The sequence below is a fragment of the Flavobacterium sp. W21_SRS_FM6 genome (genome assembly GCF_052119645.1).
GTDB lineage: Bacteria > Pseudomonadota > Gammaproteobacteria > Enterobacterales > Alteromonadaceae > Paraglaciecola.
Window position 1 is genome coordinate 148,935 of sequence record NZ_JBGQOM010000005.1, and the last position, 21,889, is coordinate 170,823.

The 21,889-nt window shown below is 45.0% G+C and carries 20 protein-coding genes; 9 read left to right on the forward strand and 11 right to left on the reverse strand.

All coding sequences use genetic code 11. The features are described from left to right. Positions 1-13: 13 nt before the first annotated feature. Both ACEN2L_RS10350 and ACEN2L_RS10355 read left to right on the forward strand, forming a co-directional pair. The gene (locus tag ACEN2L_RS10350; protein WP_441743765.1) at positions 14-2,344 is read left to right on the forward strand and encodes a TonB-dependent receptor; all 2,331 of its coding nucleotides are present in this window, start codon (positions 14-16) and stop codon (positions 2,342-2,344) included. Positions 2,345-2,601: 257 nt separating this feature from the next. After that, entirely contained in the window at positions 2,602-3,579 is a 978-nt protein-coding gene (locus tag ACEN2L_RS10355) for an MBL fold metallo-hydrolase (RefSeq protein ID WP_441743542.1), read from the forward strand. Between the two features lie 102 nt (positions 3,580-3,681). Here the strand turns inward: ACEN2L_RS10355 and ACEN2L_RS10360 are convergent, their stop codons facing one another. From ACEN2L_RS10360 to ACEN2L_RS10380, 5 genes are all read right to left on the reverse strand, one after another. Further along, positions 3,682-4,392 carry a Crp/Fnr family transcriptional regulator gene (locus ACEN2L_RS10360; RefSeq protein WP_441743543.1) on the reverse strand — a complete coding sequence of 237 codons (711 nt, stop codon included), beginning with the start codon at positions 4,390-4,392 and terminating at the stop codon, positions 3,682-3,684. 268 nt (positions 4,393-4,660) lie between these two features. Next, entirely contained in the window at positions 4,661-5,650 is a 990-nt protein-coding gene (locus tag ACEN2L_RS10365; protein WP_441743544.1) for an L-threonylcarbamoyladenylate synthase, read from the reverse strand. Next, positions 5,651-6,487 (reverse strand): DUF6671 family protein, encoded by an 837-nt coding sequence (locus tag ACEN2L_RS10370; RefSeq protein WP_441743545.1) that lies wholly within the window; start codon positions 6,485-6,487, stop codon positions 5,651-5,653. 45 nt (positions 6,488-6,532) lie between these two features. Continuing rightward, positions 6,533-8,911: a YbcC family protein gene (locus tag ACEN2L_RS10375; RefSeq protein ID WP_441743546.1), complete on the reverse strand. Its 2,379-nt coding sequence runs from the start codon at positions 8,909-8,911 to the stop codon at positions 6,533-6,535. Then, on the reverse strand, positions 8,908-10,431 hold the full coding sequence (locus tag ACEN2L_RS10380) for an NADH-quinone oxidoreductase subunit L (protein ID WP_441743547.1): 1,524 nt from the start codon (positions 10,429-10,431) through the stop codon (positions 8,908-8,910). Before ACEN2L_RS10380 ends, ACEN2L_RS10375 begins: the two co-directional genes overlap by 4 nt. Before the next feature lie 99 nt (positions 10,432-10,530). Between ACEN2L_RS10380 and ACEN2L_RS10385 the strand changes: the two genes are divergently transcribed. The 6 genes from ACEN2L_RS10385 (at position 10,531) to ACEN2L_RS10410 (ending at position 16,813) form a co-directional block, all read left to right on the forward strand. Continuing rightward, positions 10,531-11,412, forward strand: a complete 882-nt coding sequence (locus tag ACEN2L_RS10385; protein WP_441743548.1) for a LysR family transcriptional regulator — start codon at positions 10,531-10,533, stop codon at positions 11,410-11,412. Between the two features lie 579 nt (positions 11,413-11,991). Next, positions 11,992-12,456 (forward strand): hypothetical protein, encoded by a 465-nt coding sequence (locus ACEN2L_RS10390; protein WP_441743549.1) that lies wholly within the window; start codon positions 11,992-11,994, stop codon positions 12,454-12,456. Between the two features lie 234 nt (positions 12,457-12,690). Further along, a complete protein-coding gene (gene katG, locus ACEN2L_RS10395) occupies positions 12,691-14,868 on the forward strand; it encodes a catalase/peroxidase HPI (protein WP_441743767.1) in 2,178 nt (725 codons plus the stop codon). 64 nt (positions 14,869-14,932) lie between these two features. Next, positions 14,933-15,478: a cytochrome b/b6 domain-containing protein gene (locus tag ACEN2L_RS10400; protein WP_441743550.1), complete on the forward strand. Its 546-nt coding sequence runs from the start codon at positions 14,933-14,935 to the stop codon at positions 15,476-15,478. Positions 15,479-15,568: 90 nt separating this feature from the next. Then, positions 15,569-16,549, forward strand: coding sequence for a permease (locus ACEN2L_RS10405; protein ID WP_306023808.1), 981 nt, complete (start codon positions 15,569-15,571; stop codon positions 16,547-16,549). A gap of 21 nt (positions 16,550-16,570) precedes the next feature. Beyond that, positions 16,571-16,813, forward strand: coding sequence for a thioredoxin family protein (locus ACEN2L_RS10410; protein ID WP_306023809.1), 243 nt, complete (start codon positions 16,571-16,573; stop codon positions 16,811-16,813). 392 nt (positions 16,814-17,205) lie between these two features. Here ACEN2L_RS10410 and arsB read toward each other — a convergent pair whose 3' ends face one another. Genes arsB through ACEN2L_RS10430 form a run of 4 tightly spaced genes read right to left on the reverse strand, consistent with a single transcriptional unit; the run spans position 17,206 to position 19,773 of the window. Further along, positions 17,206-18,225 (reverse strand): ACR3 family arsenite efflux transporter, encoded by a 1,020-nt coding sequence (gene arsB / locus ACEN2L_RS10415; protein ID WP_441743551.1) that lies wholly within the window; start codon positions 18,223-18,225, stop codon positions 17,206-17,208. 9 nt (positions 18,226-18,234) lie between these two features. Continuing rightward, on the reverse strand, positions 18,235-18,951 hold the full coding sequence (gene arsH, locus ACEN2L_RS10420) for an arsenical resistance protein ArsH (RefSeq protein WP_441743552.1): 717 nt from the start codon (positions 18,949-18,951) through the stop codon (positions 18,235-18,237). A gap of 3 nt (positions 18,952-18,954) precedes the next feature. Continuing rightward, on the reverse strand, positions 18,955-19,425 hold the full coding sequence (locus ACEN2L_RS10425) for an arsenate reductase ArsC (RefSeq protein WP_441743553.1): 471 nt from the start codon (positions 19,423-19,425) through the stop codon (positions 18,955-18,957). Positions 19,426-19,440: 15 nt separating this feature from the next. Then, on the reverse strand, positions 19,441-19,773 hold the full coding sequence (locus ACEN2L_RS10430) for a metalloregulator ArsR/SmtB family transcription factor (RefSeq protein ID WP_306022808.1): 333 nt from the start codon (positions 19,771-19,773) through the stop codon (positions 19,441-19,443). 186 nt (positions 19,774-19,959) lie between these two features. On the opposite strand from ACEN2L_RS10430, the gene ACEN2L_RS10435 reads away from it, so the two are divergent. Continuing rightward, positions 19,960-20,938 (forward strand): IS630 family transposase gene (locus ACEN2L_RS10435; RefSeq protein WP_441743768.1). Its coding sequence is split into 2 segments (ribosomal slippage): positions 19,960-20,358 and positions 20,360-20,938, totalling 978 coding nucleotides; the frame shifts between segments, so codons are not numbered across the junction. Between the two features lie 300 nt (positions 20,939-21,238). Here the strand turns inward: ACEN2L_RS10435 and ACEN2L_RS10440 are convergent. Together ACEN2L_RS10440 and ACEN2L_RS10445 are read right to left on the reverse strand one after the other, a co-directional pair. Continuing rightward, positions 21,239-21,451 carry a hypothetical protein gene (locus ACEN2L_RS10440; RefSeq protein WP_441743554.1) on the reverse strand — a complete coding sequence of 71 codons (213 nt, stop codon included), beginning with the start codon at positions 21,449-21,451 and terminating at the stop codon, positions 21,239-21,241. Between the two features lie 101 nt (positions 21,452-21,552). Then, positions 21,553-21,759 carry a hypothetical protein gene (locus ACEN2L_RS10445; RefSeq protein ID WP_441743555.1) on the reverse strand — a complete coding sequence of 69 codons (207 nt, stop codon included), beginning with the start codon at positions 21,757-21,759 and terminating at the stop codon, positions 21,553-21,555. Positions 21,760-21,889 lie beyond the last annotated feature (130 nt).

Below are 21,889 nucleotides of genomic sequence, written 5' to 3' on the forward strand. Positions count from 1 at the left end.
TAAGTTTGAATCGATGCAGGATGCGGCTGTACCCATGTTAGCAGTAAATCAGGAATCTCTGACTCGTCAGGGTCTTGAGTCAGGTCAAGACCTCGGAAGGCTTTCACCTTCCTTAGGTATAAGTGCTGGCGGTGGTCCACTCACAAGTATCTTTATCCGTGGAGTAGGAGCCTTGACAGTTAATCCATTAACTGACGCCGCCGTTGCCCAGAACGTTGATGGGGTTTATCTTGGGCGTTCTAGTGGTGCAGCGGGTCAAGCTCTTTACGACTTAGAGCGGGTTGAGGTCCTGAAGGGGCCTCAAGGAACGCTTTATGGTCGCAACGCGACAGGTGGAGTTGTGAACTATATCCCAGTGAAGCCGCAGCTAGGCGAAACTTCAGGTTACGCTCAAGTTGAGTTGGGTAACTATTCAAGAGTAGGTTTTCAAGGCGCATACAATGCGCCAATTGGCGACGAAGCTGCGCTGAGACTATCGGTTAATTCGTTGCAACGGGATGGTTACTCTGACGATGGAACTAATGATGCAGATTCTTTTTCTGTTAGAGCTCAAGTTTTATTTGAACCTACTGAAGACTTTAGTATTCGCTTTGCCGCAGATTACTCTGAAAATTCAGCGATTGGCGCAGGGGGCGATCTGATAGGAACGTTCAGCAATGACGCAGGTAACCTACAAGAGTTTTTCCCTTCCGGCATCGATGCTTTTACAGGACCTACTGATGATGAAGCTAACGCCATCCGAACTAGCGTACTGCACACGCCATCGTTTGCACCCTACCGACCTCTAGATATTGATGATTTAGGCCAAGATATTTCCTTTACGGGCTTTATGGCTGAAGTAAATTACACCATAGAATCCGGTACTCTTACTGTGATCCCTTCATACAGAGAATCAGAGCAAGACTATACTTTTGTAGGCCCGGGTTTTGCCCCTGCTAAAACCAGTGAGCAAAACGAGCAGACAAGCATAGAAGCGCGCTTTACGAGCGATTTAGAAGGTTCTTTAAATGGTATTCTGGGCATATTCTATTTCGATGAAGAAATTCAAACTAGTGGTGTATTTGCGCAAAACTATGCATCACCAATCCAGAACTATGAAAATGGTGGCGACTCTTGGGCAGTATTTGGTCAGGCTACATATGATGTATCGGACACCTTTCGTATAAACTTGGGATTGCGGTACACAGAGGACAGTAAATACGCTGAGGGTATCAGTGATACATTTGTTACCTTTTGTGGTGGTGCGCCGTTTAGTGGTAACTTCCTCACGCCTCCTGCTAGCTTTGGCAACGGCTGTGCGTCTGGCGCTATGCCAGCACACCCTATCATCTCAGATCGGGATGAATTCATAGCGTACTTTGTAAATGAAGGACTAATTGCACCAGACTCAGTTGCGACAGTACCTGGCATGGGACCTCCTCCATTCTATAACTTGACAATTCCGGGTGGTATCACTCCTCAAATAGGCACAATAGTTAATGTAGGTGAGGGGTTCATACAGTCGAACTTAGATTACAATGAAACGACTTACCGAATTGGTCTAGAGTATGATGTGGCCGAAGACAGTTTGCTGTATGCGACTTTCGAAACGGGTTATCGTGCAGGTGGTGTAGATTTATCTCTCGCAGCACCTACCTATGACTCAGAGTATATCGATGCATTTACCATCGGTTCGAAAAATCGTTTTTTTGACAACACACTTCAGCTTAATTTAGAAGCTTTCCACTGGAAGTATGATGGCCAACAAGTCACTTACTTCACGACTTTAGAAGGTGCCTCGTCATTCCCAATTGCTAACGGTGACGCCACCATTCAAGGGTTAGATGTGGATGTGATTTGGAGAGTAGGTCGTGACACCACAATAAGCGGTAATGCTCAATTCCTAGATTCTACTTATGATTCATTAACGCTTGTATCTGATCCCGGACGGGGTCGTTTTGGGTGCGCATCAACAGGTGTAACTGGTGACCTCGAAAGCTACGATTGTTCAGGGAAAAGTCTACTCTACTCACCTGATTTCGGAGCAAATTTAGCGATAAACCATAACATTCAGATTGATGGATATAATCTTTCCTTGACTGCACAAGCATCACATCGTTCAGAGCAAGCCACGAATTTTATGTTCGTAGATTCAACGAACTCTGATTCTTATGTAACGTTGGACTTTGATGCTACGCTCGCTTCTGGTACTGACACTTTTGATTGGACTTTATCCTTGTTCGTCCGTAATGCAACTGATGAGGTATATGTTGCTAACTCAAATGTTAATAACCGAGGATTAACTTACGTTGTCCACAATCCACCGCGTACATTTGGACTTCGTTTCAGAACAGAGTTTTTTTAGAAAAAGGCACAATAGCGTTAACGTAGACGGTTATACGCTTCTTGTTAATCGGTTCGCCCATTACCGTGGCGAGCCGATGAATTCGTTTAAAGAAGCCCATGATTAACTATTTGGGCTTTTATTTGAATTGTGAATCTAAATGAAAAATTGAAGTCTTAATAAGCAGTATGTAGCGCTATTTTGAAATCAATGCTTTTTTGAAATTAATGCTTTTTTGTCACAATAAAATATACCAAAAGTAAAATAGGAATAACTGTATGAAATTGCCAAAAATAATCGCCAGTGTATTGTTTAGCTTGAGTTTAGTCAGCTATACAGTGACTGCTAGTAGCAAAAATGAATGGATCACCTTAGGTACAATGGCCGGCCCTATTCCGAATGCTACGCACTCTCAACCTTCAAATGCCTTGTTGGTTAATGGTAAAACGTATTTAGTCGATGCCGGTGACGGCACCGCAGGCCAGCTAGCTAAAGCGGGTTCGAATATTAAAAATGTTGATGCAATTTTTTTAAGCCACCTTCATTTTGACCACACTGGCGGCCTACCTGCTATTTTAAGTTTACGCTGGCAAACTGAAACTAAAAGTGAATTAACTATTTACGGGCCTCCGGGCACAAAACAAACCGTAGATGGAATATTTGCTTTTATGACCTATGGAGCATTAGGTCACTATGGTGTGCCAGGACAAGCGACTGCACCACCAAATAGAAACATCAAAGTGGTAGAAGTGGTTGATGGTTCAGTCCTTGATTTTGATGGATTTAAACTCAGTGTTATCCGCAATACTCATTACAGCTGGCCAAAAGACAGTGAGGAGTACAATAAATTTCAAGCCCTATCATTTAAGTTCGAATTGCCTAACTTTAGCGTTGTATATACCGGTGATACTGGGCCCAGTGAAGCGGTTGAATTGCTCTCACAGAACGTTGATTTATTGATCAGTGAAATGATGGACGTTGAACATACCGTAAATTTGGTAAAACGCATGAATCCGATGATGCCACCGAAAGCCCTTGGTCATATGAAGCAACATTTATCTAAACATCATTTAGTACCGGCTGATGTGGGTCAGCTTGCAGCCAAAGCGCAAGTCAAAAAATTAGTGGTGACTCACATGGCACCAGGTTTAGTGACGCCTGAAGAATTTGCTAAATACACTGGCGAAGTGGCTGAGTTTTACAAAGGTGATATTACCATTGCTAATGATCTTGATCGTTTTACCTTAGAAAAATAAGGGCGATGATGAGCGCTTGTCTCATCAATATTAGCCAGTAAAATGCAAGGGACGAGTTGATTACTCGTCCCTTTTTTATGGCTTATCACCTCAGGGTAATTGTTACTGCCCCATGGCATTTTCATAACTTGCTAAAGCCGCAAAGTAACAGCCGCAAGAAATATGCTCTAAACCTTCCCGTGACAGTATTTGAATGTGGCCGCGGCGATAACGGATCAAGCCTTGTTTTTGTAAACTTCCGGCCGCGATGGTGACCGCACTGCGACGTACACCCAGCATGGTAGCCAAAAATGTGTGGGTGAGCATAAACGTGTCGGCGTGAGCGCGGTCATGGGTCATTAATAGCCAACGTGCCAAACGCTGTAGTACTTCATGAAAACAGTTGCAAGCGCCGGTTTGCGCTAGTTGCAACAAGGTCACATACAGATAACTGTGAATGGTGTGTTGCAAGGCCCCATTGTCTGATAAATATTGACAAAACGACGAGGCTTCTAGCTTTAAGGCACTACCAGAGCCTTGAACAAGGCATTGCATTGGTGCTGTTGATTTTCCCAGCGCGAGGGTTGCTCCTATCATCCCTTCATTGCCTATTAAACCCATTTCGATAGCGGGTTCGTCCAAAATAGGTACTAACAAAGAAACAAATCCACCTAAGGGAAAATATACAAACGCTATTGTTTCATCTGCTTGACACAGTACCTCTCCAAACTCTAGTTGAACCAAGGTGCTGTGATGGTAAAACCACTGCTGCTGCTGAGCTGACAGCCCGTCTAGCAAGTGATTAGAAATAGGGAGGGATGAAGTTGGTGCCATGAGGCTCTCCAGCGATAAAAGTGCACAGCCAAATAACTGCGCTCGTATTTAATTGCCGTTTAGCATGGAGGGATGAGCATGACGCGTCTGTGCGATCTCACACTGAACGGGGTTTAATTGTGGCTCCTTTTTACCCAGTAGTAGTAATGAGCCTTAGCGAACAGAAGCGCAGAGAGATAGCAGGCAACATTATTTTCGTTGTTCGCATCCATATAGTGCTAAGGCCTTGGTTAATATTCTTGCGTGACCTTTTTAGGCTGTGTTTAAGCTAAGCTTTAAAGCAGGCGCGACTTACTCTATCAATAACTTCATGCCATTCATAAGGCGGTTGTTCTATCCAAATCTCATCGCAGTTCATTCGATCCGCTTGGCTAAGCGCTTGGTAAAGTTGACTGGCGTATTTTTCTCGCTGCGTACTCAATTTGATTGATTGAATACTTGCGTTATTGAGTTGAACAAGGGGAAGCTCACTCATATGAATAATTGCCAATGTGGGCCCATTGCACTCACGTTTTAAGATATTTGCTTCAATTGCTTGGCGCGTGAACAAGCTTGCAGGGGTATTAGGCTGGTAGTGCGCTGGCATATTGCCCGCAACAGCCACGTCATGGCTACTGGGCAGAACGACGTTTTCACCCATTATCGCTGCGAGTTGCTCAGCATAGTAAGGCCCAGCGCGTAAGATCCTTACAGGCCGTACAGTTAAATCGACAATCGTTGACTCTAAGCCTAAATGGCAATTGCCACCATCAAGTACCGCATCGATACGGCCGTTTAATCCATCCATGACCTGCTGGGCACAGGTTGGACTGATCTTTTTATGCAAATTAGCCGAAGGCGCCACTACCGGTCCGCAAACCGTCAGTAATTGACGTAAGCGCGTTTTATCCGGCATACGGATTGCGATGGTATCGCGCCCACCCGTAATTAGGGCACTGACCCCCGGCGCTTTGTTGAAAATCATCGTTAAAGGGCCGGGCCAGCAATGCTCGGCTAACAATTTTGCGCTGGCCGGCACATCGATGACCCAATCAGCCAATTGAGAAAACTGGCCAATATGCAAAATTAATGGATGATCACTGGGACGGTTTTTGGCGGCAAACACGCCTTTAATGGCGTTGTCATCATGGGCGCTGGCGGCCAATCCGTACACTGTTTCTGTGGGGATAGCCACTAACTTACCGGCAGATAACAGCGTTGCGGCCTGCTTTAGATCAGCATCACTTTCAAGGGATAATAATAAGGTGTCTTTCGTCATTTAGGGATTACAGTAAGGGCAGTTAACCGGTTCAGCAAAAGGCGTGTCGACAGCAAAAGATTGTTGATGCTGGCAACTTTGGCAGATTGCAATTCGTTTGGCAATAGAATGGGTGGGCATATGGCATACACCACAAGGAAGGCCGTCCACGAGGTGATCAGGCCAAAAGCCCGGTCGTTTACAATTAGGGCAATAACATTGTAAACGCGCAAACAAATTTTCAGTCGCTTGGGCGATTCTGTTCATACGCTCAGGGCAGTGCATGGCACGTAAATCATATTCAACAACAACTGCTTCAGAGCATCTATCTTGGCATTCTTGAAATGCAGCTTGGATATTATCTTTGCCATGCACACCTTTAAATAAGGTATCGGCTGGCCGTGATTGAGGATACAGTATTAACGCCTGTCCCTTGGGAATATCTTCAATAAACTCGGATAGTTTGTCAGATGATTCAAGTACACGTTGCTGATGAAACGACGGCCCGTGGGCAATACCGGTTACTTGCCAGTTGTTGTCTATATCAACACAGGTGAGTAATTCCTGATTCCAAGGTAGTAAGCCGCCATAAGGCCCTGCATCAAAGGAGCCTTCGCTACCTAGGCCAATGGATAAACCGCTTAATTCACAGGCCAATCGCGCCTTATATTCCGCGCAGCCAGAGGCCGTTAGGGTGCGTGGGGTTTCTCCACTAAAAGTGCCAAGTTGATCGGTATCAAAAGCATCGCTTGTGTGCAGTTGCCAGTTTAATTTGTTTTGCAAAATAGGGGCAATAACGCGTCCTTTGTCGTGTCGAGTAAGCAGCGCAACCGCGCGAGGCACAGAGGAATGTGGCATTAAATATAGCTCCCATATTTTTCGATTCCAAACAGACATATGTGATCATACATAGTGCCACACTCCTTGCAGCAAGCGGGCTATTTTGCCACGTTGTGGTTGCCATGCAAAAAGATACAGCCATTGATTATCAATCAATTGGCGCACGCTTTCATGGCGATCAACAAGGGTTTGAATCGCCTCTTGTGGCGCATCGATGACAACACTAAGGCGCAAGGGTTGGTGCATCCATTGCTGGCCATTATGCAGGGATTGCATGGGTAAACCGACCCTGAGATCACCGCCATTTCCCTCAAAAACACCCAAGTGACCCGCTACCACGTTATGCAAGGTTTTATCGCCAGAGCCGTATAGATGGTTATCAGTCACCGAGGCGTAATACTGAAAGTTAATCCAGTGGGTCACGATCATCGGTGCTGTCAAGATCAACTCTAAGGTGCGAAAACCCGTGTCAGTGTGCCAATCGTAATCATGTAAAAAACTTCGACCTTGCAAGTTGCAGTGTCTGGTATGTTGGCGCTTAGCCACAATAAAACTGGCGTTATTGGCTAAACCCCATTCGGGTCGTAGTTCAGCCCAATCACGGCTGCGCTGCTCTGGTTGAGCATTAATGCTAAAACAGCGAGCGCGTTCGATACGCGTTTGCTGTGACGCATGTTTCAACCATTGCTGGTATTCGTTTGGCAGAACATCGCCATAACTGCATAAGGTAATGTCATCAGTGGTGGTATTGTGCAAAGCGGCAATAAATTGCGTTGTATCTGCAAGGGGCAAACCTTGCTGAGCTAAACCTGCACGTACTTCAGTATCATTTAATATACTGGCTAATACTCGTACATTTACTTCGCCAGTTTGTCCACAGCAGGCGCCACAGTCTAACGCCGCCTGCATATGGTTGTTACAACTTTGACTGCCGTGACCAACCAACAAAACGAAAGGCGCGATGTGTGTGGTCAGACCCATGGCGGTTAACACAGAGTGGGCGAGACTAACTTTATCAGCCGTGGTGAGTGGCACTCCTTGTTTGTACAGTTGCCACTGCGTGTCATTAACACTGTCGTTTATTGGATGGCTTGCCTTACCTGCAAACCAGGTGTTTTTGATCATTTTAAGACCGTACAACCACCCACTGGCCTCAACAGCATTAAACATGGACACGGATGATGATGAAAAGGTATCCCACGACTGCGCTACGCCACGACTAAAACCCTTATTTGCTTTGGCTTGTCTGACTTCAATACTGGGGGTGAGTAAACCAGGCATTTGAGGTCGTTGATAGTTGTTTGCGTTTGGAGAAAAAGACAATGGTAAACCAAAAAAGCCAGCAAAACCGAGAGTTTGAATATCAGGATGCTGAGCTTCAAGGGCCCGCCGATAGACCTCTGAACGCACATCGATACAAAATGCTGCTTGCATCACAGGGCTTAAAATTTGCCTTTGCTTTTCATCGTCTCGCTGTCGCAAGTTTGCAAATAAGCTGTGCTGATAGGCTATTTCTGCCGCCCGTTGCCAAATCCAAAGGATTTCTTGTTGTGATTTTACATGGTCTACCAGCAAAGGAAGAACAACAAATTGCTGATGCCAGCGCTGAATTAAGGCTCGGTGTTGCGCCGCTTCTTGTTGGGTAATATAGCGATACAACACCCGTTCCCAGGCCATTCTGATAGCGAGTAATTGCCATAATTGATTGTGTTCAAGTGCAACATCGGATTTTAGCCATTGCTGATGGGCGGCCCAAGATGCCCAGCCGTTAATATCGAGCAACATGGCATGGGCAAAATCGGTTTGATAGCCTGCCGTAATCTCGAGTTCGTCTAAGGTCATGGCTAAAATTTGCTGTGGGTCGTGAGGTAACTCAGCAAAGATTTTACTGAGCTTTGGGGCAGCCATAACAATACTAATACCCTTGTCGTGGATCACTTGTTGCCACCAATACTCATATAAACCTTGCTGTGGCCCGTCGCCTTGTTCCATTAATAAGGCATAGCTGGCGACGGTTTGCGAAATCTGGTGAATAATTTCATCATGCCAGCTGATCTGGCGCTGTGGATTGCGCTGTAAATCAAGTATTCGACTAAAAGCTAAAAACTCGTGTTTGTCATTCTCAGCCTTTAAATAGGCTAAGGCATCGTCCTGCTCAATGTTCAGATTCGATTCTGCAATAGCTTGAGCGAGTTGGGCAGGTTTAATTTGCTGTTGCCACTGAGCCAAAAAGTATGATCTTGGCATAATGCAGGTAGCACCGGCTAGCACATTCAGATTAGCGCTCACCTCGCTAATAGGCTGATGGTGCATGAGCCACCAAGGATTGACCGCGATCCAATTGTCTAAAGGCCAACTTGGTGCAATTTTTTGACAGCCTAATTGCAAACGCGCAATTTGCGCGCTACTCAATACTGATGTTTGGTGGGCGACATGGCTCATCTAGATCTCTCCTGTGAATAAAGGGTAGTGCTAACAACATGTTTTTTGGGGAGCTGTGTAGGCCAAATAGCCAAAGTAAGACGAGTTGACCATTCATCTAAATAAAAGCCTGCATATAACCAGCGGTAAACACGCTGGCTAAGAGGGCGTTTTGCTGCCAATTTAAGTAACCAGTACACACTGCCCATGATGATAAACAACAACGAAACCCAAACCAGTTGCCCCATGCTTAAATCGACGGGCGCAGCGCTGATAAAGTGATTGATACCCATTTGTTGTACCACATAAAAAACGACAAAAACGCTCGCACTCAGCGGAATACTTAAGTACCAATAAGCCGTATTGAATAGGTGACTAAACAGTAGCGAGAACATAATAATGTACAGCACACTCATGGCCGGATGGATGGGAAGTATGCTGTGCCAGAGGGCTACAGAAGCTGTTCCAAGTAGTAAACTTGCTGCTATTTGTTTGAAGCTAGGGGTGTTTGGGCCGTTTATTTGGCGAAGCAAATATTTGTCGACTTCTGAGCTAGAGGCCAAAAAGGCGTAAGCTTTGTAAAGCGAATGGGCCAAAAGATGCAAGATGGCTAGTTCGTAATACCCCAGCGCACATTCAAGCAGCATAAAGCCCATTTGCGCGCTGGTCGACCATGCCAGCTTTACTTTAATGCTTATTCGGGTTTGTACCACAAGCGCAGCAATAACCACGCTCAGTCCAGCCCAAATGAGCAGGGTCCAAATCGCCACTGGCGATAAGCTAATTAGCGGCGCAAATACGATAACTAAAAACCCGCCCAAATTCACAATGCCAGCGTGCAGTAAGGCTGAAACGGGCGTAGGGGATTCGACTACTTGGATTAACCACCCGTGGATGGGTAACTGCGCACATTTAATCATGGCAGTAATCACTACCAGTACGCTAGCGAAAACCAGTGGGCGGGGAAGGGCGTCTAATTGGGCGATATTCGCCGTCCACTGGCTGATCCACGGACTTTGCCAATGGGCATATAACAATAAAAAAGCAATCAATAAGCTCAACTCGGCGATACGCGCAAAGATAAATTTTTTATGGGCAGCCAATGCGGCGCGCGGGCGCTCAGGAAACATCATCAGTAAACGGTGAAAACAAAAACTGATGGCTACCCAAGCGCTAATAAACACCGTCATATGATTACTGCTCAGTACCGCCCATACACTGAGTAAGCACAAGGCAAACCACTGTTGAAAATAATCAATTCGCGGCTGGCCTTCAAGATAGGTGCGAGCATAACGGGTTAAAACCAAAGCCAAAAACGACACGAGTGGGATTAACAGCGTCGTTAAAATTGAAGGGTTAAACCATAAGAAAGGATGCTGCTGGCTGTAGAGGCTTATTACAGCAAAGCTCATTGACAAAAGCAAAGCCAAGCCATACAACCACGTCATATTGCGCCATCGGCCTAGTATTTTAAAGTTAAAGCACGCGAGGGCAAAACAGCAACCTACTGCCAGTAAAAGTGCGGATAGGAGAATTTGCATACCGTTTGTTTCCATTTTTATAGATGGCGCTAGTATGCAAAGGCAATAACATTCCGTAAAATAGATAAATATTAATTAAACGTTCTGTTTTAAGGAATTATGAATCGATTAAACTACCATCATTTATACTACTTCTGGCATGTAGCAAAAAGTGGCAACTTAACCCAATCAGCCCAAGAATTGCATACGTCTCAGTCTGCTTTATCATCACAAATCAAACAATTAGAACATACGATGGATGTGAATTTATTTGAGCGAAAAGGGCGTAAATTGATTCTCACGCAACAGGGGCAGCAAGCCCTTATTTTAGCCGACGATATTTTCAGCAAAGGTGAAGAACTCGCGTCGTTACTCAAGGGAAATTCGCAATCTGCCACACAACCACTGCGTATTGGTGTGATGTCGGTCATGTCGAGAAACTTTATTGAAGCTTTTATTTCCCCTTTATTGCAACGTCAGGATGTGCAATTTACCTTGGTATCTAAAGGCATTACCAATCTGTTAAATGAATTATCAAATCACAAATTAGATGTGGTGTTATCTAACGTCAATGTGGCAGTAGACGCAGGTAATTTATGGCAAGTCCAACTCTTAGGTCGTCAGCCCTTATCCATCGTTGGCCCACCTGATTTATTACCTAAGAGTGAATTTCCTCAAGGTTATAAGGATTTTCGTTGGGTTGTACCGGGTAAACAAAGTGAAATTCGCGCTAGTTTCGATGCATTTTGCAGCCATTTTCAATTTGAACCCAACATACAAACCCAAGTAGACGACATGGCAATGTTGCGACTACTGGCCCGTGATAGTGGCTCACTAGCGGTCTTACCTAAAGTGGTTGTAAAAGATGAATTAAGCGCAGGCTCATTGATTGAATATTTAAGTTTACCCAAGGCCTTTGAACATTTTTATGCCATTACGGTGAAACGCAGTAAGCGTCCGCCCATTCTTGATGAACTGTTGGCAAAGTCTATCTTTCGTTAGAGTAGTGCGAATAAGGGACTAAGAGTGACAGCTTTGTTACACACTAGTGAGATACGTTTTATTCCGCGCATCCACCTTGCCTGTAGCCAAGCGTATCCTCATGTATAACCGTCACACCCAAAGTGGCTTTGGTTAAGGTAACAAGCTGCGACAGGTGCCAGTTCTCTGTTGCCAGGACCTTAGCTTTCAACGCCCTAGCTGCAGATGTGTCATGCGTCGCAGGTGAATGTATTTTCCATCAACTATTACTCAATGCCTGCAGATATTCTTTTGCGACCCTGAGATCGTTGTGCCGCATTGATCTAGGTGCTTCGCTGCAATACATTCCTTGGCTTCACCTAAGATACGAGCAAATTGTTTCTAACAACTCTGCGACTTGTTGCTCATTGCCGCTAGGTAATTGCAGGCCAAATAAGCCCAATAATCAGTCAGGGAAATCGACTGTGGCCGCCAAGCAAAAGTCAAATTGTGCAAACACCTTGAGCGTAAAGCGTGCGATAGCGCACCGACTATTGCGTGCACACCGCTTATAACTGCTGAGTTAGCCGACGAGCTATCGTCATACAGAGCGTTATAACGATGAAAAAATATCTGAATTTAGCCATTTTTGCGGTGTGTATCTCACTACCTGTATCAGCCAACACTGCAAAAAATGTTACCACTACCACCCACAGCAATACCGCACAAATGATGGATCATCAAGCGATGATGCACCCGCAAGGTCACATGGCCATGCAAACTAAAATGCAAGAGATGTCTGCGCTGATGCAGCAAATTGTGCATGAAGACAGCCAAGAAAAACGTGAGGTGTTAATGGCTGAGCATATGCAAAAAATGCAGGAACACATAAACATGATGAATACCTCTGAGCAGCAAGGAAGCATGCCCGACAAGATAAAAAATGAGCAAATGGTGCCGATGGGCCAGCGCATGGAACTGATGGAGGGCCGCATGAACATGATGCGCGATTTGATGAATCAAATGATGGAACACAGTGCACAGCGGGAATTACGACCTAAGCAGGCACACAGAGTCGTGGATTGATTTGAGCGTAACATCACAAGTTACAAGACCACTCTTGAGCGATTGCTGACTCGTTTTGTGATGCTGCTCAACTACATACACCCAACCCTCTTTTTTGATGCTGCAGGATTTAGCTTTGTATGCAGTGCCCATGGGTACCAGGATTAGCGACACGCTGAGGGTACCTATTACTTTACTGAGTTGATACTAATGTTAACAATACCTCGTTCTATCCTTAGCGCTGCCCTTGTTGCTATGTTGCCCTTCGCTGTGGCTGTGCCAGCCCATGCTGCACCAATGACCAATCGTGATTGGTGGCCGGATAAACTGAATCTACAAGCGCTTCGTCAAAATGCTGCTGAGTCTAATCCGATGGGGCGCGATTACGATTATGCTGCCCAGTTTGCCTCACTCGATCTGAAAGCGGTTAAAAAAGACATAGAAACGCTATTGACTCAATCGCAAGCATGGTGGCCTGCAGATTATGGTCACTATGGTCCATTTTTTATTCGAATGGCTTGGCACAGCGCAGGAACTTATCGTGTGGCTGACGGCAGGGGCGGAGCCGGAGGCGGACAGCAGCGATTCGAACCTCTAAATAGCTGGCCTGATAATGTCAGTTTAGATAAAGCACGCCGATTGTTGTGGCCCATTAAAAAGAAATATGGCAGTAAGCTTTCATGGGCAGATTTGATTGTATTGACAGGCAATGTCTCGCTTGAATCGATGGGCTTTACAACTATCGGTTTTGCCGGCGGGCGTAAAGATGATTGGGAGCCTGACTATGTATATTGGGGGCCAGAGTCAAAATTTTTAGGCGATGCGCGCTATACCGGCGATAGAAAACTAGAAAATCCATTAGCCGCGGTGCAAATGGGTTTAATTTATGTCAATCCCGAAGGGCCTAATGGTAATCCTGATCCATTGGCGGCGGCCATCGATATTCGAGAAACCTTTGCCCGAATGGCAATGAACGATGAAGAAACCGTAGCACTGATTGCTGGTGGCCATACCTTTGGTAAATCTCACGGCGCCCACGACCCCGCTAACTGTTTAGGCCCAGAGCCTGCCGCTGCTGGCGTCGAAGAACAGGGTTTAGGTTGGAAAAACACCTGCGGCAAAGGCAACGCCGAAGACACTATTACAAGTGGTTTAGAAGGGGCATGGTCTGGTAGCCCAACGGCTTGGACACAACTCTATTTAATTAATCTGTTTACCTTTGACTGGGAAAAAACCAAAAGTCCTGCTGGGGCTATTCAATGGATACCTGTTGATAATCAAGCAGCAAACCAGGTGCGCGATGCCCATCTTGTGGACGTAAGCCATGCGCCGATCATGTTTACGACTGACATCGCCCTTAAAGAAGATCCCATTTACCGGCCTATTGCGCAACGTTTTAAAGACCATCCACAAGAGTTTGAGCTGGCATTTGCAAAAGCATGGTTTAAGTTAACGCATCGGGATATGGGCCCGAAAGCCCGGTATGTTGGAGCTGACATCCCCAAAGATGACTTGTTGTGGCAAGATCCCATTCCAGTTCGTCATCATGGATTAATCAGTCAACAGGATATCACTAAGTTGAAAGCCGAGATCCTCACATCAGGTTTAACTCTTTCTCAATTGGTGGGTACTGCATGGGCGTCGGCGGCTTCATTTCGGGGCACTGACATGCGTGGAGGTGCCAATGGTGCGCGTTTACGACTAGAGCCGCAAAAAAACTGGGAGGTCAATCAGCCCCTCGAACTGGCTAAGGTAATGGGCGTTTTAACCGGCATTCAGCAAAACTTTAATAAAGCCCAATCTGGTGATAAACAGGTTTCCTTAGCAGATTTAATCGTGTTAGGCGGGGCAGCTGCTATTGAACAAGCGGCAGAAAAAGCCGGACAAGATATCACCGTAGCCTTTACTCCTGGTCGTATGGATGCCAATCAAACACAAACCGATATGGAGTCGTTTGCTCAGCTTAAGCTTAATGCTGATGGCTTTCGCAATTACTTTAGTGCCGACAATCTCCAGTCTCCGGCTGAGTCCTTGATTGAACGCGCGACCTTATTGGGCCTAACGGTGCCTGAAATGACGGTATTAGTAGGGGGAATGCGCGCCTTAAATGTGCATACCGGTAAGGCCCAACATGGGGTATTTACTGATAAGCCAGGTGTCTTAACCAATGACTATTTTGTTAATTTATTGGATATGTCAACTATCTGGTCTAAATCTGCAAAAGAAGAGGGGGTGTACGAAGGGCGAGACCGTCAAAGTAATAAGTTGAAATGGACCGCTACCCCGGTTGATCTGATCTTTGGCTCGAATTCTGAATTGCGCGCTGTAGCCGAAGTGTACGCAGCAGATGATGGGCAGAAAAAGTTCCGTGATGATTTTGTGCTGGCTTGGGTAAAAGTCATGAACCTAGACCGCTTTTCTCCATCGTTTTAACACTACAGCGGCATTGATTGATTCAAATCAATGCCGCTTTGTGCTTATTCATTAGAGTATCAAAATGAACACTATCCAATTTGTCCGAATTTATCACGCTGCCCTCGCAGTCCTGGCTATCTTAGCCTATTTAAGCGCTGAGCTGGGCATAGTGCATGTATGGCTCGGTTATAGTGTTGCTTTAGTCATAATACTGCGCTTGATGTGGGTGCTCAGTGGTAATCCAAATGTTGGCTTAATGCGGTTTTATCCGTCTTTTGAAGGCTTAAAATTAGCGAATGCCTTTACTCATCCAGCTATTACTAAGGTATTCATGTTAGGGATCGCCGTGAGCTTATTGGCCACTACTGCGACAGGTATTGCCATGGACAAGGGCAAGGCGATAGGTTTGACTCAGGTGTCTGTTGTTTCAGTGGCCTACGCCGATGACAGTCAAAAGGCAAACAAACACCAACAAAAAAATGAAGAAGGACTAAAAGACAGTCATGAGTTTTTTGCAAATTTACTGGTGTTTTTTGTCGGGTTGCATGTGTGCTATTTACTGGTATTTAAACGTCCATTGGCTAAGTTCATGGTATTTATGCCTAAAAAATCAGATAAAAATGCCTAATGTTGGAAAAGTACACAACAGTCAATTTTACTAACACCTAAATGATTGCAAGAGCCTAGGTGAAATCATAATCCCAAATGAGAAACCAATATGCTGTCTATTTTTACTGAGTTAGCTGATTGGTTTACCTATACGCTGCTGGGCTTAAGCGCAAATGATAAATTAAGTGATGCGCTGCACTTTTTTATCGAAGATACCAGCAAGATATTTTTTCTATTAGTGGTAATGATTTATTTAATCGCCCTGGTTCGTGCATCCTTAAATATTGAAAAAGTGCGAGACTATTTGGCAAGCAAAAATCGATTTGTAGGCTATTTTTTTGGCGCTATTTTTGGGGCGATCACACCGTTTTGCTCGTGTTCGAGTATTCCGGTTTTTCTGGGCTTTACCTCGGCAGGTATTCCTGTGGGGATCACCATGGCGTTTTTGCTAAGCTCGCCACTTATTAATGAAGTGGCAGTATTGTTGCTGCTGAGTTTAGTGGGCTGGAAACTTACCCTTATTTATATTCTAGTAGGCATGGCCGTCGGTATAGTGGGCGGCATATTGCTTGATTTGATCCATGCTGAAAAAATGTTACAGCCGTTTGCGCTCAAGGCCTATCACTCGGCAAACCCCGTTACCCGTATTGATAAACGTTGTACTGCAACCCTTACTTTTCGGCAGCGCCATGATTTTGCCAAACAAGAATTGTTAGATATTGTACGCCGTGTTTGGGTGTGGATATTTGTTGGCGTGGGCATAGGCGCAGGACTGCACGGGTTTGTACCCGTGGCTTGGGTAGAGTCAACACTTGGCGATGGGCAATGGTGGTCAGTACCTTTAGCAGTACTGCTTGGTATTCCTTTGTATTCCAATGCTACGGGAGTCATTCCGATAATGGAAACGCTCATTAATAAAGGCTTACCCCTTGGTACAACGCTTGCGTTTTGTATGAGCACAGTGGCCGCGAGCTTTCCAGAGTTTATTTTACTTAAACAAGTGATGACCTGGCGTTTGCTGGCCATCATTTTTACGCTCTTACTGGCCTCGTTTACCCTAATAGGCTGGGTTTTGAATGCAATTAGCTAAGACATTTGCGGGGATAAAACAATGAAAGAAATGATGGTGTTAGGAAGTGGTTGCAGCAAATGCACTAAAACCGCAGCGCTTATTCAAGCTATTGCTAAGCAAAACAGCATAGTGGTAAAGGTTGTCAAAGAAACCCGCCCAGAGATTATTTTGCAATTTGGGGTGATGCGCACCCCTGCGGTTGTAATAGACAATAAAGTAGTACACGCAGGCTCTATTCCACCTCAGATATTGGTAGAAAGTTGGTTAAAAAACACAAAATAATGACAACGCTAGCATTATCCAAGATTGAAAAGAGCGCAGAGCAAGCAACAAAGACAGCACCTCAGAGGAATTAGGTGAACAGCATGAGGTGAATTAGTGTGATTACCAAGGAAACCTTACGGTAAAAGTACCAAGCGATTTTGAGGTAATCACACGAGCAGTATTTCACGCTTTTGGGCAAGTCTTGTTCATTTTAAGAGGCATCGTTGATAAGTCAGGCCTCATTCACTGTAGTTGTCCAGCGGCCTTTTTCGTCTAAAATTGGCTCTTCATCTTTCCGAAAGTAAGGACCAGAAGGCCACTTATCGAATCAAGCCAGAACAGTGTCGCTAAGTCTGCACAGCTTACCACTTTTCGAAGAGCAGACGATTGGGTGAACACTTTGAACATCTTTACTCAACGAACCAATGACGCGTGCGGTTGGCAAACCATACCAGGGACAGCATAACGGGAACTTCCACCAACACACCCACAACAGTTGCCAGTGCAGCGCCCGAATGCAGACCAAATAATGAAATCGCCACGGCAACGGCCAGCTCAAAAAAATTAGAGGTGCCAATCATGCAGGCAGGTGCTGCAATGTTGTGTGGCAACTTCATCTGCTTTGCCATGAAATAAGCGATGGCAAAGATTCCATAGGTTTGAATCAACAGTGGAATGGCAATTAGCACAATCGCCTGTGGTTTCGCCAATATCGTCTCTGACTGAAAGCCAAACAGTAAAACCACGGTTGCCAGTAAGCCGATGATTGACCAAGGCTTCATCGTTGCTACAAACTGATTTAGCCCTGAATGATCATCTGCTTTATCCAGTTTTTTACGGGTTAATACACCCGCAACGAGGGGAATAAGCACATACAATACCACTGACAGGAATAAGGTATCCCACGGCACGGTAATATCAGTTACACCCAATAACATTCCGGTAATCGGCGCAAAGGCGAAGATCATGATAATGTCGTTGATAGATACCTGCACCAGTGTGTAGTTTGCATCCCCTTTAGTGAGCTGACTCCAGACAAACACCATAGCAGTACAAGGCGCAACGCCGAGTAATATCATGCCTGCGATGTATTCAGTTGCCGTTTGTGGATCAACCCAGTCGGCAAACACACCTTTAAAGAACAACCAGCCCAGAAACGCCATTGTGAATGGCTTAATTAACCAATTAATTACCAGAGTAAGGGCAAGGCCTTTGGGTTTCTTACCCACATCTTTTAGCGACGAAAAATCGATCTGTACCATCATAGGGTAAATCATTAACCAGATAAGCACCGCCATGACTAAATTAACATGCGCGTATTCAATACTGGCTATCACAGCAAACACATCTGGCGCAACACTGCCAAGAAAGATACCGACCACAATAGCAATACCCACCCATACCGATAAATAGCGTTCAAATGTACCCATACATCCTCCTTAAATTGAACGCTGATTCACGCGCTGGCTTAACTGCTCAGCCGATTCAACACGCTCAGAATATCTGTCTACGAAATAGTCTTTATTGTGTCTGAGCAATAATGTGAACTTCATCAGCTCTTCCATTACATCAACAATGCGATTGTAATAGGAGGAGGGCTTCATCTTGTCGTTTTCGTCAAACTCAAGAAACGCTTTCGCTACGCTGGACTGATTTGGGATAGTAACCATACGCATCCAACGACCAAGAACACGTAACTGATTAACCACATTAAACGACTGTGAACCGCCACATACCTGCATTACAGCGAGTGTTTTCCCTTGCGTGGGACGCACGGAACCTATACTCAGAGGCACCCAGTCAATCTGACTTTTAAAAATACTGGTCATTGAGCCATGACGCTCAGGTGAACACCACACTTGCCCCTCTGACCACATCATAAGTTCTCTGAGTTCTTTCACCTTGGGGTGATTTTCATCTTCTGTGTCATTTTGTGGCAGTCCTTCGGGATTAAATATTTTTACTTCTGCGCCCATTCGCGTAAGCAGTCGGGCACACTCTTCAATCACTAAGCGACTGAATGAGCGTTTACGCAAAGAGCCGTAAAGCAATAGAATACGCGGTGCGTGGTCACTTGGTGTGCTCTGGCACTTATCAAACGTTGGAATATCAAACTGCGTTTCATCGATATTCGGTAAGGTGATGACCTGGCTCATTACCTACTGTGCTCCTAATTTAGCTAATTCGGTTTTATATTCGGCTGGAGCAAGATTTTTCTCAGCAATTCGAACTAACTTGTTAATCCGTTCAGTAATTTCGGCTATACACGCTCGGAAGCCTTGCGCTTTTTCTTCTTCAGTCCCTTCGATTTTAGACGGGTCGGCCAGCCCCCAATGGACCTTGACAGAATTACCAAACCATATAGGACAGGCTTCTCCGGCAGCAGAGTCACAAACAGTCACAACCACGTCAGGTTTGAAATCCTCAAACTCATCCCATGACTGACTTTGCAGGCCGTCAACAGAAATCTTGGCCTCTTTCAGATAATGGATAGAAAGTGGATGAACCTCACCCGAAGGCTGACTTCCGGCACTTTTTGCAATAATACGATCGCCAGCAACATGGTTTGTTATGGCTTCCGATAAAATGCTTCTACAACGGTTATGGGTGCAGATATAAAGAATTTTCATGTATGTTCCTAGTCATTAGCAGGATAAAACGTGTTGTTTGGATGTGCTCAGTTTTAATAAAGCCTCGGAGAAATAGTCATTGTTATTGTCAGCCGTGTGGCTGATAACCTCTTTAGCCCAATCAGGTAGCTGCTTGTGAAGCTGGTAATACACCCATTTTCCGCGACGCTCGTCCTGCAAAATATTGCATTTACGTAGCTCAGCTAAATGGCGGGATACTTTCGGCTGGTCAAGTTCAAGCGCAGCCATCAGGTCACACACGCAAGCTTCTTCGAGTTGATTGATAATCAGAACAGATTTTAATCTGGTGTCATCAGACATACATTTGAAAAATTGTAGTGGACTCATATTTCACTAGCTTCAAAAAATACATGTGAAATATAATATATGTGAAATTTCACATGTCAATACTAATACCAATCCGTCTAAATGTGTGATCTAATATATCTATCATATAATCACGTTATAATCCCTTTGAATCATCATACTGAACAGCAATTAAAAGCACTTTCTAACAAGGTTAAAGATCATCGAATGCGCATGCGTTTATTGGCTGTATCGCATTTTAAGGCGGGTAAAAATAAAGCTGAGGTCGCCAGAACGTTGAACGTTAGCCGAAGGATGGTTAATGAGTGGGTTGCCAACTACTTGAAAGGTGGGGTTAGCGCCCTTGAAAGTAAAAAACCACCGGGAAGACCCTCTCTATTGTCTTCGCAGCAAAAAGACGAGCTGCTCGATTACATCGAGAAACAGAGTCAGTCTGCAAGTGGTGGACGTCTAAACGGTGAAATGCTACAAACCTACATTCAGCAAGTGTTTTCGATTAACTATCATCAAAACTCGATTTATAAATTACTCAAATCATTAAACATCACTTGGACGACAAGTCGCTCAAAACATCCACAGCAATCTGAAGAAGCGCAAGAAGACTTTAAAAAAACTTCAGATTGAAGCGATCAAGTTGATCCCCGGACATATTGCGCTAGATAAGGTCGATTTTTGGTTTCAGGATGAAGCGAGAATAGGCCAGCAAAATACCACCACACGTCTGTGGTCAATGAAAGGTCGTCGACCTAGAGCCGTTAAGCAACAGCAATTTGATTATGCATACTTGTTTGGTGCAGTGTGCCCAGCCACAGTGGAAACAGAGGCATTGATAGCCCCTTATGTTGATAAGGGCATAATGACACGCCACCTCGAACAAATCTCAGCGAATACAGAAGCCGGTAGACATGCGGTAGTGATCATGGATGGGGCTGGATGGCATCAAGCTTCATTGGTCGAGGGGCTTAAAAATGTCAATATCATCAAATTACCGCCGTATTCACCTGAACTAAACCCAATCGAACAAGTATGGAGTTGGCTTCGCCAGCACCATTTAGCTAATCGTTGTTTCAGCGGCTATGAGGACATTGTGGATGCCTGCACTATTGCTTGGAATGATTTTGTTAGCGACGTAAAGCGCGTGACAAAACTGTGTTCTCGAGATTGGCTCGAAGTGGGAAAAACTTAATGCGGATTGGTATAAAACAACACGATCACGTGCTGTTGTCTTTTGTTGTTGACCTTGTAATCAGCAGGGCAGTGCTGTTCATCTTCTGGCTAAGCCATATGTTGCGTACTAAATTGGGACTAATATTCAGCTCATCCTTAGCGTTCATTTTGTTAGCCACTGTTTGTGGACCGAGGAGGGGATTGGCGAGTATGCAATTCACTACCGTATTTTTAATGCTGGTATCGATACAATTTTTGTGTTTTAACTCAGGCCTTGCTTGCCGTTTCAAGGCTTCTGCACCAACTGGCTTGACGAGTTTTAAATGGCGGTAAATGTATCAAGCGAGTCACCACTTAAACGCCATGCTTCAGATGCGTTGCCCCGATTTTCAACCAAGGCCAGTACCTCCAATTTCTTTTGGATGGCTAAGTCTTCTATAGCAAGATTACTTGGCTCGTTAACTCCTGAAACACTGAGTTCGCGGCAAGAGAGTGAGCAGTGAAGCTTTTTTACGGGGTTTTCTTCTCTCAAAATTTTGCTTGGCGATTGAGTGTTTCAGCGGTGATTCAATCAAGTAAAACTTATTACCGTAGCTAAAGTGTGGTCATTACGTATTTTTCGGTGGTCTTTATTCACACAGATGTCATTAAGGATGCTGTGTGTTGCCATTGACGTAACTCCGTTACTTGATGTTTTGATATCACCTGAATGTGAGACTGCCAGAATTGTCGAATAAACCCGTGCGGTAGATAGGCCTTGGCACTTGCTATGTCGTTGATATTGTTGAGTCTCAGTTCAGGTGCAAGGCCGGTTTGAAAGGTATCGAAGGCGCGTTCCATTCAGCCTTTGCCCTGAGGAGAGTTGGCTAAGATAATCTCAATACCCACTCATCACAGGCCTTTTACAATTGCGAGAAGTCACAACGTTTCGGGTCATCAAAGGTTGTACCTCGCTCGACATACAAGCTTT